This window comes from Salinicoccus halodurans, from assembly GCF_900114445.1.
GTDB lineage: Bacteria > Bacillota > Bacilli > Staphylococcales > Salinicoccaceae > Salinicoccus > Salinicoccus halodurans.
Map to the genome: position 1 here is coordinate 369,606 of NZ_FOTB01000003.1, position 13,737 is coordinate 383,342.

At 46.5% G+C, this 13,737-nt stretch carries 14 protein-coding genes; 6 read left to right on the plus strand and 8 right to left on the minus strand.

Translation table 11 applies throughout. From position 1 onward, the window contains the following. Positions 1-87 precede the first annotated feature (87 nt). The 6 genes from BM271_RS08465 to BM271_RS08490 all read right to left on the minus strand — a co-directional run bounded on the left by BM271_RS08465 (position 88) and on the right by BM271_RS08490 (position 5,213). A complete protein-coding gene (locus BM271_RS08465; protein ID WP_046789247.1) occupies positions 88-741 on the minus strand; it encodes a metal-dependent transcriptional regulator in 654 nt (217 codons plus the stop codon). 49 nt (positions 742-790) lie between these two features. Next, positions 791-1,882, minus strand: coding sequence for a metal ABC transporter permease (locus BM271_RS08470; protein WP_046789248.1), 1,092 nt, complete (start codon positions 1,880-1,882; stop codon positions 791-793). Continuing rightward, complete coding sequence (locus tag BM271_RS08475; protein ID WP_200795332.1) at positions 1,879-2,760, minus strand: metal ABC transporter permease; 882 nt, start codon at positions 2,758-2,760, stop codon at positions 1,879-1,881. The genes BM271_RS08470 and BM271_RS08475 overlap by 4 nt, the downstream gene beginning before the upstream one ends. Continuing rightward, on the minus strand, positions 2,757-3,482 hold the full coding sequence (locus BM271_RS08480) for a metal ABC transporter ATP-binding protein (protein ID WP_046789249.1): 726 nt from the start codon (positions 3,480-3,482) through the stop codon (positions 2,757-2,759). The genes BM271_RS08475 and BM271_RS08480 overlap by 4 nt, the downstream gene beginning before the upstream one ends. A 14-nt stretch (positions 3,483-3,496) precedes the next feature. After that, entirely contained in the window at positions 3,497-4,423 is a 927-nt protein-coding gene (locus BM271_RS08485; protein ID WP_046789250.1) for a metal ABC transporter solute-binding protein, Zn/Mn family, read from the minus strand. A 97-nt stretch (positions 4,424-4,520) separates the two neighbouring features. Beyond that, positions 4,521-5,213 carry a YjjG family noncanonical pyrimidine nucleotidase gene (locus tag BM271_RS08490; protein WP_074924555.1) on the minus strand — a complete coding sequence of 231 codons (693 nt, stop codon included), beginning with the start codon at positions 5,211-5,213 and terminating at the stop codon, positions 4,521-4,523. Between the two features lie 78 nt (positions 5,214-5,291). Here BM271_RS08490 and malQ point away from each other — a divergent pair, with 78 nt between their 5' ends. Both malQ and BM271_RS08500 read left to right on the plus strand, forming a co-directional pair. Continuing rightward, positions 5,292-6,821, plus strand: coding sequence for a 4-alpha-glucanotransferase (gene malQ, locus BM271_RS08495; RefSeq protein ID WP_074924556.1), 1,530 nt, complete (start codon positions 5,292-5,294; stop codon positions 6,819-6,821). Then, positions 6,818-9,169, plus strand: a complete 2,352-nt coding sequence (locus tag BM271_RS08500) for a glycogen/starch/alpha-glucan phosphorylase (RefSeq protein ID WP_046789252.1) — start codon at positions 6,818-6,820, stop codon at positions 9,167-9,169. Before malQ ends, BM271_RS08500 begins: the two co-directional genes overlap by 4 nt. Before the next feature lie 97 nt (positions 9,170-9,266). On the opposite strand, the gene BM271_RS08505 is transcribed toward BM271_RS08500, so the two are convergent. Next, a complete protein-coding gene (locus BM271_RS08505) occupies positions 9,267-9,698 on the minus strand; it encodes a hypothetical protein (RefSeq protein ID WP_046789253.1) in 432 nt (143 codons plus the stop codon). A 35-nt stretch (positions 9,699-9,733) separates the two neighbouring features. Further along, the gene (locus BM271_RS08510) at positions 9,734-10,456 is read right to left on the minus strand and encodes a 3-ketoacyl-ACP reductase (RefSeq protein ID WP_046789254.1); all 723 of its coding nucleotides are present in this window, start codon (positions 10,454-10,456) and stop codon (positions 9,734-9,736) included. A 146-nt stretch (positions 10,457-10,602) separates the two neighbouring features. Between BM271_RS08510 and kynU the strand changes: the two genes are divergently transcribed. The 4 genes from kynU to BM271_RS08530 are packed head-to-tail and all read left to right on the plus strand — an operon-like array spanning position 10,603 to position 13,678. Beyond that, positions 10,603-11,868 (plus strand): kynureninase, encoded by a 1,266-nt coding sequence (gene kynU / locus BM271_RS08515; protein ID WP_046789255.1) that lies wholly within the window; start codon positions 10,603-10,605, stop codon positions 11,866-11,868. Further along, complete coding sequence (gene kynB, locus BM271_RS08520) at positions 11,868-12,500, plus strand: arylformamidase (RefSeq protein ID WP_143544920.1); 633 nt, start codon at positions 11,868-11,870, stop codon at positions 12,498-12,500. Before kynU ends, kynB begins: the two co-directional genes overlap by 1 nt. Continuing rightward, the gene (kynA, locus tag BM271_RS08525; protein WP_046789257.1) at positions 12,493-13,335 is read left to right on the plus strand and encodes a tryptophan 2,3-dioxygenase; all 843 of its coding nucleotides are present in this window, start codon (positions 12,493-12,495) and stop codon (positions 13,333-13,335) included. The genes kynB and kynA overlap by 8 nt, the downstream gene beginning before the upstream one ends. Positions 13,336-13,357: 22 nt before the next feature. After that, positions 13,358-13,678 (plus strand): hypothetical protein, encoded by a 321-nt coding sequence (locus tag BM271_RS08530; protein ID WP_046789258.1) that lies wholly within the window; start codon positions 13,358-13,360, stop codon positions 13,676-13,678. The last annotated feature ends 59 nt before the right edge of the window (positions 13,679-13,737 follow it).

Here is a 13,737-nt window from a genome sequence, read left to right on the forward strand (position 1 = left end):
TATTAAACGGATATAAAAATAAAAGAAGCATCCCGCCGGAGCTGACTCCGGCGGGATGCTTCTTTGTATATGCGGGACCATTCTGGATCAAAGATATTCAACGAACAGGTATTGTGCTATCGTCTGGCTGATCTGTATCTCCTTCTCCGTTGTTCCGTGATGGAGTGTTATGAGGTCGAGTGAGGCGTCTCTATCCATCACTTTTACCCGGTCTCCGATTTTAAGGTCATGATTTTCAAAATACTGGAGCAGTTTGTCTTCATCGACAATGCGGGATATGCGCACAGGCTCCCCGACTGCCGCTTCAGTCAGATGCACTGTTTTAACTTCCTGTTCCTCCATCATATCAACAGAAATGGCGCCGCCGTGCGGGCAGTATTCCGGAAAGTCGAGATATGCCTCGAGCTTGTCGGCAAGTTCTGTGCTGGTGGAGTGTTCCAGAAGCTCTGCCTCGGGATGGACTGCATTGATGTTGAAACCGAGATGTTTCACAAGGAACACTTCCCATAGGCGATGCTTCCTTATCAGCTTTTTGGCATAGTCGGTACCTTCATGGGTCAGCTTGCTTCCTTTATAAGGCGTATAGACCACCCATCCCGCTTTGACCAAGCTGTTCATCATTTCCGTCACGGTGGGCGGAGAGATGCTCAGACGGTTTGCTATTTCTTTGTTGGGGACCTGTTCTGTCCGGCCACCGAGTTCGAATAATATTTTTAAATAGTCTTCTTTTGTTGGACTCATGGGTTTCACTCCGTTCCGAATTCTCCTGTACCATTATGATGAAAAATATCTAAATCGGCAATTCATATTTGATCCGTGTGTAATGTGTATATTCTTCGCCGCGTTCTGTAAGAGTGTAGTGCCCATCCGCTTTTTCAATGTAGTCATTGATGAGCAGGTATTCCATATGTTTGTCGAACTGCTTCCGCCCAAGATTGAAATGTGCAGTTATTTCCCGTTCCGTCAGACGTGTATGACCGCGTTCGTTCATGAGCATCAGGATCATTGCCCGGGTAAAGCTGTGTTTTTGTTTCATGCTTCTGATTTTATTGTTCACCCAGCCGTCCGGATTGAAGATAAATACAATCATGAAAGTGACGAGTGCGATAAATGAAGTGACTCCGGCCACAGACAGATCATATCCGAAACCGATCAGGTAACCGAGAACACTGTTGATGACTGCGAAGAGCATAGACAGCCAGATCATTGAACTGAGACGCCTGACGAGCAGGTAGGCGGTGAGTGCAGGGGCGACGAAGAAGTTTATTACAAGGATGGAGCCGACCGCATCAAATGCAGCAACTGCAGTGACCGAAACGAGTGTCATGAGTACATAATAGATGAATGTCGCTGAAAATCCGGCGATGAATGCAAATTTGGAATCGAAGGTGGTCAGTTTCAATTCCTTATAGAACAAAGCCACAAAACCAGCGTTTACAAGCAGTATGATCGAGAGTTGCCACAACGCATTGGGAATGCTGAAACCAAGTACTTCTATCCTGTTGAATGGTGCAAAAATAACCTCCCCCATTAAAACGACATCCATGTCCAGATGTACATTCCCGGAGTACTTCGAAATGAGAATGATGGCGGCTGCAAACAATGCAGTGAATACGAGTCCTATGGCTGCATCCTGGCGCACCAGCTGCGTCCTGGAGACCAGTTCGATGATATAGACCGTAAGAATACCGACGATGCTTGCAGCGATGATCAGCCACGGGGAACGGATATCATTCGTTATGAAGAATGCGAGTACGATGCCCAGCAGAATCGTATGGCTGATTGCATCTGTTGTCATTGAAAGTCCGCGCAGCACGAGAAAGACACCCAGCACGCTTGTCGCCAGTGCGGTGACAACGAGGACCAGTAATACTTCTATCAAGGCATATCACCACCCATTCTTCTTTTATAGATCGACCTTCGCATTATGCCTTTCGGAGCAAGGAATAAAGAGAGTACCATCAGGGCGGATAACGTCAAAATAATTGCGGGTCCTGTGGCAATGTCCTGTCCCGCTGTACTGATGTATGTGCCCAGAAAGGCGGCAATTGAGCCCGAACATCCGGCAATCAGGAGAACGATGGAAAAGCGGCTGGACCATAATTGCCCGATGACTGCAGGTGCAATCAGTAGATTGACGATCAATATGGCCCCGACTGCTTTGAGCCCGACCGAGATGAGAAGGATGGTGACGACTAGGATGATGAAATTCATCAGGTTATTATTGATGCCGGCCGTCCGGCTGAAAACAGGATCGAATACATAGATTCTGATCTGATTGTAAAATGCCCCGAGTATGAACAGGCTGATGAATGAAGCGGTGATGATCAGATAGACATCACTTCTCAGCATATAGGCTGCCTGGCCGAATATATAGTCATTCAGCCCCTGGGTTCCTTCGAAATCCGGATTCCCCTGTACAAAACTCATCAATGCCATGCCTAGTCCGAAAAAAGAAGACAGGACAAGAGCAAGCGCGCCGTCCAGGGTGACTTTCGAATGTGATGTAATCATTTGAATGGCCAAAAAGGCGAGGATGCCGAACAGGACGGCACCGATTGCCAGCGTGTATGTCTCTTTGACGCCGATGAGCATGAAAGCCAACACGATGCCGGGAAATGTGGCATGGCCGATTGCATCACCAATCAGGCTCTGTCCTTTCATTACGCTGATTGTACCTACCATACCGCCCGCGAATGCAAGGACCATCGTGCCTACAGCAACAATCAGAAAAGTGAAGCTTGTCAGTATATCCATCATGTGCGGATCCCTTTTTCACGGTAGGCCGTCTCAATATTTTCTTCAGTAAAAACTGCGTCAACCGGTCCGGATGCAATGACGGTCTTATTCAATATTACGACGTGGTCGAAGTATTCTTTTACAGTGTTCAGCTGGTGATGGACGACAATGAATGTCTTGCCGTCCTCCTGCAGCTGTCTGATGACATCTATGATCAGATTTTCAGTTGTAATATCAATGCCCTGAAGCGGCTCGTCCATCACATAGATGTCGGCGTCCTGGGCGATAGCCCGGGCCAGAAAGGCCCTTTGGCGCTGGCCTCCGGACAATTCGGAAATCTGCCGGTCCCGGAACGCTTCCATTTTCATGGTTTTTAACGCTTTGAGGGCAATTTCTTTATCTTTCCTGTTTGGACGCTTGATCCATCCTTTATGGACATAGCGTCCCATCAGGACGACATCGAGGACAGTGGTGGGGAAATCCCAGTTCACTTCCCCTTTTTGAGGTACATAGGCAATGGTTTTTAATACACCTTTATCTGTGCGGCCTGCAATTTTTATATTTCCGGATACCGGCCGGATCAGTTTCATCACTGTTTTTATCATTGTTGATTTACCTGCACCATTCGGCCCGACGATCGCGGTCCGGCTGTTTTCTTTAATATCCAGATTGATATGCCATAATGCCGGCTTATCCTGATAGGCGACGTTCAGGTCCCTGATAGTAATGATATCTTCTTCCATTTTCCTACCTCCTCTTACTTCAGATTTTCAACGATTGTATCTATATTGTGCCTGTACATCCCGATATAAGTGTCTCCCGGTTCCCCGGCTTCCCCCAGGGAATCGGAGTACAATGCATCTTTGGAGCTGCCCACGACATTTACAGTGCCGCCCCTGGATGAAACAATCTCCTCCAGGCGCTTCATCTGATCCGGGTTTGTCGTCGTTTCTACGAATATCGCTTTAATATTCTGCTCCATGATAATATCCGCCGTCCGGCTGATCATGTTGTTAGACACTTCAGATTCAGTGGAGAACCCCTGTGGTGCATGGACGTCGAGGTCATATGCCGTACTAAGATAGCCAAACGCATCGTGCGGGGTGATCAGTATCCTGGATTCCGCTGGGATTTCTGAAATCCGTTCCCGCACATAGGCATCCAGCGCGTCCAGCTCGTCAAAGTAATTATCCAGGTTGGACTGGAAAGCCTCTTCATGTTCAGGCGCTGCAGCAGAGAGTTCATTTTCGACAATCGTCATGGCCTGTTTATAAAGTTCTATATTGAACCAGAAGTGGGGATCTGTTTCGCCTTCTTCCTGAGTTTCGAGGACACTGCTGTCAAAGTCTTCCGCCACGGGGATGCCGTCGGTCAGAACATCGGCCATGCGGCCTTCAAAGTTCAGCCCCTGGTAGAATAAAAGATCCGAATCCACGATGGTTTTCAGATTACTCGCTTTCGGCTGGTAGACATGCGGGTCTTCGCCTGCAGGAATGATCAGTTCGGTGTCGAATGCATCTGCATTCCCGTCTATGATTTCCACCATGTCATCGAGGAAGGTCGTTGTGACGGCAACGTCGATTCTCCCGTCATCCGAAGAGGCATCGGAATCATTACCATTACTGCATCCGGCGATACCGGTGATCAAAAAGAGTGCACTCAGCAATAATGATATATTTTTCATATTCCTCCTCCAATTATTGTAAAATGTATGTGTTAAATTATTATTTAGGTTACCCTAAAAATAAATATTAGTCAACCCTAATAAAAAAAGACCGGAATTACCGGTCTAATACATGGAAGAGTTCATTTAGTTGTCTGATCTCAAAGTCTGCCCTGAATTCAAAGGGGTTTCTTTTGGCTTTTGGATTATACCAGCATGTATCGATGCCGCTGTTGATCCCCCCGAGTATATCAGAAGTCAGTGAATCGCCGATAATCAGTGCATCTTCACAGTGGAAACCGTCAATGCGCCCGGCTGTGTAATCGAAGAATTCTTTCATAGGTTTTTGATAACCGGTATCTTCACTGATGAACACATCTTTGAAATAAGGGAGGATGCCGGAGTTCGCCAGCCGCTTTTCCTGAGTATCCTTTACGCCGTTTGTAATGATGTATAACGGATATGCTTCGGACAGGATTTTTATTACATCCAGCGCCCCTTCGAATAACCGGTGTCCGTGTTCTGCAATCTGTGTTCTGTACATGTCATCAACAACGGAGCCGTCGACTGTCTCTCCAAGTTCCCGGAAGAACATTTCATGCCTTTCTGTCAGGACCTGGTCCTTTGTCAGTTCATTTCTCTCGAGCATTTCCCAGTGATTTTGATTAATCGTCTTATAGCGCTCATAAAGACCGGGGACCGCTGAGATTTCATGGCTTTTCAGGACAAAGTCGAGCGCTTTGTTTTCAGCCGCACCGAAATCCAGGATTGTATCATCAAGGTCGAACAGCAGATACTTATATTTCTTCAAAAAGCACACCTCTTTTATTGTTGGAAAATCATAATAATCTTACCATATCATTCCGGTATTCAGCCAGAATATGTTATAATGGCATCAAATAATGCAAACGTTTGCACTAAGGAGGGGGTCTTTATGGAGGATCGTTCCAGCGGAGTGCTTCTGCACATTTCTTCATTACCCGGGAAATTTGGTATTGGAGATTTCGGAAAGCACGCTTATAAGTTTGTAAGGCTTCTGTCGAAGTCGAATACGAAATACTGGCAAATACTCCCTATGGGAATCACCGGTTTTGGTGATTCGCCCTATCAGAGTTTTTCAGCGTTTGCCGGGAATCCTTACTTCATCGATCTGGATGAACTGATAGAAAGGAAATGGCTGCTGCCTGAAGAAACGGCTGAAGCGGATTTAGGAGATGATCCTGAAAAAGTGGATTTTGAAAAACTGTATCAGCATAAAATGCCGCTGTTGGAACTCGCATACAGTCGGGCAGGGGAAGCGATGCGGTCAGAATTAAAAGAATTTCTCGCACAGCATGAAGACTGGCTGTACGACTTCGCACTGTATATGTCGATTAAAAAGGAACAGAACGGCGTTTCCTGGATGGAGTGGCCCGATGAATACCGTCTGAGGGAGCACAACGCACTTGATGCATTTTATGAAAAAAATGAGTACGAGGTTTTCTTCTGGGTCTTCACGCAGTATTTATTCTTCAGCCAGTGGGCAAGGCTTAAAGCATATGCGAATGCCCGGGGAATTAAAATTATGGGGGACATCCCGATATATGTTGCAGAAGACGGAGCGGACACGTGGTCGCAGCCGGAACTTTACAAATTGGATGAAGATTTAAAACCGACAGTTGTTGCAGGCGTACCGCCGGATATGATGAGCAGAACGGGACAGCTGTGGGGAAATCCGGTATACGACTGGGAAGCCATGAAAAAAGATGGATACGAATGGTGGATCAGAAGGATTGAAGAGAGCTTCAATTTATATGACACGGTCCGGATCGATCATTTCAGAGGATTCGAATCCTACTGGGAAATTCCTGCCGGTGATGAGACAGCCGAAGATGGCGAATGGGTCAAGGGACCGGGGATGGAACTCTTTGATGCAGTGAAAAATGCGCTTGGTGACCGGGACATTGTTGCCGAAGATCTCGGGTTTCTGACGGAAAAAGTCTATAAGCTGATTGAAGATGCCGGTTATCCGGGTATGAAAGTATTGCAGTTCGGATTCGATCCCGATGAAGATTCAGAGTATCTTCCGCATAATTACACCGCCCGCAGCATTGCCTATACCGGAAATCATGACACGCAGACTACGCGGGGATGGCTTGCCTCTGCAGACAGGAAGACATATAAAAAAGCAGTGAAGTATCTGAATCTGACTGAAGAGGAAGGTCACGTCAACGGATGCATCAGAGGAGTGTTCGGCTCTCCGTCCTACCTTGCTGTAATTCCGATGCAGGATCTGCTCGGTCTGGGTGATGGAGCGAGGTTCAATACGCCGTCTACCATCGGTGGCAATTGGGAATGGCGTATGCCGAAAAGCGCTCTGAAAAAGCATCTTGCTAAAAAACTAAAACGGTTGAATAGACTTTATGGGAGGTCATTATGAAATCTTTGGAACTGAAGGACAGAATTGAAGCACAGGCATATGATAGTTATGGACAGTCTTTTTATGAATTACATGAAAAAGAACAGTTTGTCACAGTAGGGAATGCGGTGATGGAGTATCTTGTTCCGAAATGGATAGAATCCAAGAAAAAATTCAGCCAACAGAAGCAGGCCTATTATTTCTCGGCGGAATTTTTAATGGGGCGTGCACTCAGCAACAATCTGACCAACCTTGAAATCGAAAAAAATGTGAAAGAAACCCTTGAGGAAATGGGAGTGAATTATAATATCCTGGAAGAAGCGGAAGATGATGCAGGCCTCGGGAACGGCGGACTGGGGAGACTTGCTGCCTGCTTCCTGGACTCGGGGGCAACACTTGATTATCCGATGTCGGGCTACGGCATCCTGTATCAGTATGGAATCTTCAAGCAGAATTTCGTGAATGGTTTCCAGGTGGAAGAGGCGGATCCATGGCTTGATTACGAAAACCCGTGGCTCGTTAAAAACAGCAATGATACCGTGATTGTCGAATTCAGTGAAGCTGACAAGGTGGAAGCTGTGCCGTATGACATGCCGATTGTCGGCTACGGCGGCAATACGATCAACACGCTCAGACTCTGGAGCGCCAATGCGATAGAGAAGTTCGACTTTCAGGCTTTTGACGAAGGGAAATACATTGATTCGGTGAAAGCACAAAATGAAGCGGAAACTATTTCGAGAATACTTTATCCGAATGATTCTACAGATGAGGGCAAACAGCTCCGGCTTAAACAGCAATACTTCTTCACTTCTGCTTCATTGCAGGATTTGATGCGTAAGTATAAAGAAGCAGGGCATAAGAGTTTCGATGACTTCTCAAAACTCCATTCCATCCAGTTGAATGATACCCATCCGGCGCTTGCGATACCGGAACTCATCCGTTTACTGGAGCAGGAAGGTGTGGAATTCGAAAAGGCATTCGATATTACGCAGAAGACGATGGCATTTACAAACCACACATTGCTTGCAGAGGCACTGGAAGTATGGAATAAGGACCTTTTCCTGTCCGTACTGCCAAACCTGTACCCTTATATCGAAGAGATCAACGGAAGGCTCGTCAGCGAGCTGAAAGAATGGAAAGTGGATGAATCAAAATGGGATAAATTCCTTATCATCCAGAACAACTCGATTCATATGGCATTCATGTCTATCTATGCATCACGCGCTGTAAACGGTGTGGCGGCCATCCATACCGATCTTCTGAAAACCGATGTGATCCGGGAGTGGCACGGGATCTTCCCGAACCGTATTGTAAATAAAACAAATGGGATCACGCAAAGAAGATGGCTGCTCCAGTCCAATCCTCAGCTCAGTGCAATGATTACCGATCTGCTCGGCAGCAGGGAATGGATAACAGATTTGAGCCTGTTGAAGGATCTTGAGGAAAAATATACAGACGATGCAGTACTCGGACGGTTTATAGACATCAAGAAAGAGAAGAAGCAGGAGCTCGCAGACTATATCCAATTCCATGAAGAAATAGATATCGATCCGGAATCGATATTCGATATTCAGATCAAAAGGCTGCATGAATATAAAAGGCAGCTGATGATGGCATTTTATATCGCCGATCTGTACAACCGCATAAAAGCGGATCCGGATGGACAATGGACAAAACGGACATTCATATTTGGTGCGAAAGCGGCGCCGGGATACTACATGGCGAAGGCAATCATCAAATTCATCAATGAATTGGCGGATCGCGTAAATGCAGATCCTGAAGTAAATGGCATCATCAAAGTCGTTTTTGTAGAAAACTACGGTGTGTCATACGCCGAAAAGCTTTTCCCGGCAGCGGACGTGTCAGAACAGATTTCAACAGCGGGCAAAGAAGCTTCCGGCACCGGCAATATGAAATTCATGTTGAACGGTGCGGTGACAGTCGGAACGATGGATGGTGCGAACGTTGAGATCGTCGAGGAAGCAGGAAGGGAAAACAATTATATCTTCGGCATGGAAGTTGAAGAAGTCGAGGCGAAGCGGGGAAATTATGATCCGGAAATCCCGCTGCAGGAAACAGAAGGGCTCGCAGCGGTTGTTGAATCGCTGACCGACGGCACCTACCACGACAACGGTACAGGGATGTTCCAGGATATATACGACAGTCTCACTGGTGGAGACGAGTACTTTGTACTGGAAGACTTCGCGGACTACAGAGAAACACAGGACCGGATATCACATGACTATAGAGACAGTAAGGCCTTTTACAAAAAAGGCTATGTAAACATGGCGAATGCAGGTAAATTCTCTTCAGACAGGACGCTGGCGGAGTACGCAGAGGAAATCTGGCATATAAGTAAATTCCAGTAGAATAAAAAGCCTGCACCGGAGTGATCTGTTCATTCCGGTGCAGGCTTTTCAGTGTGTGGGTTTTGCCCGCAGACACCGTGTGCCGCAATCGTTTCGTTCATTCCCTGCCCCCAAGCAGAATATCCTCTTCATCACGCGAATGGATTTCATCCACTAAAATAATGGAAACCGAATGATCAATCAGTTTCTGGAAGTCGACATCTTCTTTTGCCAGTTCCTCCTTCATGCGGGCGGTCATCATCCTGATGAGTTCATGGTCCCTCTTCAACCCCTGCACCTTATCGTGGAGAGCGGGCTCCCGGCCGACTGCCCTGTCATAAAAACCGGTGCCGGATTCCTCTTCATCAAAATGACCGAGTACTCGCGTCTCGACGTATTCGATGAAGGATTCCATTTCTTCGGCGAGTTCTTTGTGTTCGAGTTTGTTGAGTAAGGTTTTCATAGAGTCGAGCTGTTCCTCTGCACCTCCCAATATTTCGTCATGCAGCGCTTTATGTGCCGGATAATCATTCAATGACAAGCCACTCATTTGATTCTTTTCCTCCCTCATCTCATTCAAAACTGTTATTTCTCTTTTGGAATCGGGTTTGTTGCCCACATCTGGCTTGTTTTGATGAAAGTTCTTTGGTTCAGCTTCAATTGACTTACAATGATGTCGGCGATATCTTCTGCATGAGTCATAGAGTCTTCTTCAAGTCTTGCTTCACCGATCAGGTCTGTCAGCACCGCCGAAGGTGTCAGGTAGGACACTCTGATGTTATGTTTTCTCATCTCCTGCATAATTCCTTCTGTCATCCCGATGACCGCGAATTTTGTCGCAGAATAGAGTGAACTGCCCGGTGTCCCTTTCAGACCGGACATGGAAGAAATGTTGATGACATCCCCTTTTTGCTGAGCAGTCATCTGCGGAAGGACTGCCTGCATCATATAGTAGGGGCCAAAGACGTTTACATCCATCATTTTTCTGAACTCTTCCTCGCTGGAATCAAGGAATGGTGTATGCCCCATGATGCCTGCATTATTGATCAGAATATCAAAGCTGCTGAATGATTCACTGATGGATGCGATCATACTGTCGACCTCTTCACGGCTGGATACATCCCCGTTTGCTCCGATGACCTGGACATCATGACGGTTCAGTTCATCAACCGCATCGCTCAGGGTATCCCTGTTTCGTCCAATAACTGCCACATTCACACCTTCTGCTGCGAGCGCATGGGCTGTTGCCAGGCCGATACCCCGTGTTCCGCCTGTGATGACCGCATTTTTACCTTTTATATCTTGCATAATTAGCACTCCTCTTTTTATGATGTTATATTCATTGTAGCAAGAGAGACAGGCACAATCATTGATGATGCTTTTTATTTACAGGAATCGTTGTATAATAAAATAGAAAAGGCTTACAATGATCAGGATGACAGAGGAGGCATTTGATGGACAAATGGTTGGAAGAAGCGAAGAAGAAAGATGAGAAGGATACGCTTAAGCACTTCAGGAAAGAATTTTATATCGGGGATAATGTCTATTATATGGATGGCAATTCCCTGGGGCTCATGTCAAAACGTGCAGAGCAGTCCCTTTTTGATGTGATGGAAGACTGGAAGCACCACGGCATCGACGGATGGGTCAAAGGAGAACGCCCGTGGTTCTATATGAGTGAAAATATCGGAGAAAGGATGGCGGGCCTGGTGGGAGCCGGTAGTCACGAGGTTCTGGCGACAAATTCCACTACGAATAATATCCACCAGACTGTGCGCACGTTATATGAGCCGACAAAAACACGATACAAAATCCTGGCGGATGAACTGAATTTCCCTTCGGATATTTATGCGCTGCAGTCGGTCCTGGATGATTATGGACACAGTGATGGATTGGTCAAGGTGCCCTCCGGAGACGGGCATCTGCTGAAAACTGATACGATCATCGATATGATGGATGAGAGCGTTGCCCTTATTCTGCTTCCTTCGGTACTCTACCGGAGCGGCCAGGTGCTCGAGATGGAGAAAATCACGGAAGCGGCACATGAAAAAGATATCATCGTCGGTTTTGACCTGTGCCACTCCATCGGTGCTCTGCCGCATCAGCTGAAGGAATGGAATGTGGATTTCGCAATATGGTGCACATATAAACATCTGAGCGGCGGACCGGGATCGGTTGCAGGCCTGTATGTTCATGAAAAGCACCACGATAAAGGTGTGAGCCTGAAAGGCTGGTTCGGCAACAACAAACAGACACAGTTCGATATGGAACACATTTTTGACCAGGCACCGGATATCAGCCAGTATCAGGTCGGAACCCCTCATATTTTCTCAATGGCACCGCTGCTTGGTGTATTGGACATTTTTGAGGAAGCGGGAATTGAAAACATCCGCAGCAAATCACTGGGACTGACTGATTTCATGATTGGAATGATTGAAGACGTACTGGCCGGTTATGATATCGATATCGTCACTCCAAAGGAACATGCATCACGCGGCGGGCACATATTGATTGGCCATGAAAAGGCGGCGGGCATCAATGCTGCGCTGAAATCCAAAGGTGTGGTCCCTGATTTCAGAGCGCCGGGCTATGTCAGAATTGCACCGGTGGCGCTGTATAATTCGTTCGAAGATGTCTATCGCGCAGTGATGATCCTGAAAGAGGTCATGGATGACAGACTCTATGATGCATTTAATAACAAGCGGGGAGTCGTTGCCTGATGTGGATGGATATTACCCAGACACTGGACCATTCTATTGCCCACTGGCCTGAAGACACACCATTCAGCTACGAAATACCCGTGACAAAAGCACAGAGCGGTTCTGTGAATATCGGAAAGATTGAGACCAGCACCCATATCGGTACCCATATCGATGCACCGTTCCACTTCAATGACGAAGGACTGAAGGTCGACGAACTGGATATCAACCGTTATATCGGCGATGCAACAGTCATTGAGGTGATGGATCAAGCGCTCATCACCGAGGAAGCACTGAAGAGCTTCAGTATAAAAGGGACCATACTGCTCATAAAGACAAAAGAACAGGCGAATCAGGATATCTTTCCTGAAACAGTCCCTGTTCTGAGTGAAAAGGCGGTCGAACATATTGCGAAAATAGGAATCAAATTATTTGGCATTGATGTGACGTCAGTGGACCCCGTCGATTCGAAGACGCTTGATATCCATCATAAGCTGCATCGCAACGATATTATGATCATTGAGAATGCAGTGCTCGGGGACGTGACTGCCGGCTATTATGATTTTATTGCCCTGCCGCTGAAAATCAAAGGGGCAGACGGGTCACCGGTACGTGCTGCACTGAGACGACAGGGAGGAATATCCAATGAGTGATTATCAGGACCATACACTTGATGGAGAGAAAGTGAAAACAGACTTTTTAAAGGATATGACATACAGTGAGTATTTAAATCTTGATCAGATACTCACAGCCCAGAGTCCTCTGACGGACCAGCATGATGAAAAATTGTTCATCATCATCCACCAGGTGTCGGAACTGTGGATGAAACTGATCATCCACGAACTGAATTCCGCCATAGAGGACATCCGGCAGGACGATTTCAGACTGGCGTTCAAAAAACTTGCACGGGTGACAAATGTCCAGAATCAGCTGATCACATCCTGGAATGTACTGGCTACGATGACGCCGAGTGACTATCTCAATTTCAGGGACAGTCTTGGAAACGCGTCCGGTTTCCAGTCCTATCAAAACCGCATTATTGAATATTGTCTGGGGTATAAGACAACCCATGCTTTGAAGATTTACGAAAAAGATCCTGAAATCCACAACAGGCTCAAAACGCAGCTGGAAACACCCAGTATATATGATGAGGCCATCCGTGCGGTCGCAAGACAGGGATTCCATATTGATAAAGAAGTGCTCGAGCGTGACATTACTGAAAATTACACACCCAGCGCATCTGTCAAAGAGGCATTCAAGAAGATCTACCTCAATACTGGTGAATATTTCGAATTGTATGAGCTGCTCGAGAAACTCGTGGATGTCGAAGATCTGTACAGCCAGTGGCGCTTCAGACACATGAAGACGGTCGAACGCATCATCGGTTTCAAGAAAGGGACAGGTGGCAGTTCCGGTGTCAATTATCTGAAGCGGGTGATTGATGATTATTTCTTCAAGGAATTATGGGAACTGCGTACAGAATTATAATGGGATAAGGAGAGATCAGTATATGAGGGATTACGGTCAGACCAATATATTTGATGATGTAATCAGGGAAGATGAATCATTCGTCATCGTTGTCCAGGAAGTGACTGAGCAGGGCGGCCAGCTTCAAAAAAGAGTCCTGCGGGAGTATCCAAGCCTGAAGATGGACGGGATGAAAAACTTATTCGAACATCTAAAGGATGTTTATCTGGAAGAAGAACTCCACGATCGCGGAACCTATTTCGATCTCACAGTTTATACGAATGAAGATTACGCGGGGGAAAATATATACGCTCATGTAAAAAGGTACAGAAACAGTAAAGAATGGACTGCTACCGCAAAATGATTCTATTGGCATCTGGATTTTTTCCAGGTGCTTTTTCATTACAGAAAACGAGACATAAA

Coding starts and splice junctions, on each gene's coding strand:
- BM271_RS08465 (WP_046789247.1), bottom strand. CDS start 741: ATGAGTCCAACAAAAGAAGACTATTTAAAAATATTATTCGAACTCGGT.
- kynB (WP_143544920.1), top strand. CDS start 11,868: ATGTGGATGGATATTACCCAGACACTGGACCATTCTATTGCCCACTGG.
- BM271_RS08475 (WP_200795332.1), bottom strand. CDS start 2,760: ATGATGGATATACTGACAAGCTTCACTTTTCTGATTGTTGCTGTAGGC.
- BM271_RS08485 (WP_046789250.1), bottom strand. CDS start 4,423: ATGAAAAATATATCATTATTGCTGAGTGCACTCTTTTTGATCACCGGT.
- kynA (WP_046789257.1), top strand. CDS start 12,493: ATGAGTGATTATCAGGACCATACACTTGATGGAGAGAAAGTGAAAACA.
- malQ (WP_074924556.1), top strand. CDS start 5,292: ATGGCATCAAATAATGCAAACGTTTGCACTAAGGAGGGGGTCTTTATG.
- BM271_RS08480 (WP_046789249.1), bottom strand. CDS start 3,482: ATGGAAGAAGATATCATTACTATCAGGGACCTGAACGTCGCCTATCAG.
- BM271_RS08510 (WP_046789254.1), bottom strand. CDS start 10,456: ATGCAAGATATAAAAGGTAAAAATGCGGTCATCACAGGCGGAACACGG.
- BM271_RS08500 (WP_046789252.1), top strand. CDS start 6,818: ATGAAATCTTTGGAACTGAAGGACAGAATTGAAGCACAGGCATATGAT.
- BM271_RS08505 (WP_046789253.1), bottom strand. CDS start 9,698: ATGAGTGGCTTGTCATTGAATGATTATCCGGCACATAAAGCGCTGCAT.
- kynU (WP_046789255.1), top strand. CDS start 10,603: ATGGACAAATGGTTGGAAGAAGCGAAGAAGAAAGATGAGAAGGATACG.
- BM271_RS08530 (WP_046789258.1), top strand. CDS start 13,358: ATGAGGGATTACGGTCAGACCAATATATTTGATGATGTAATCAGGGAA.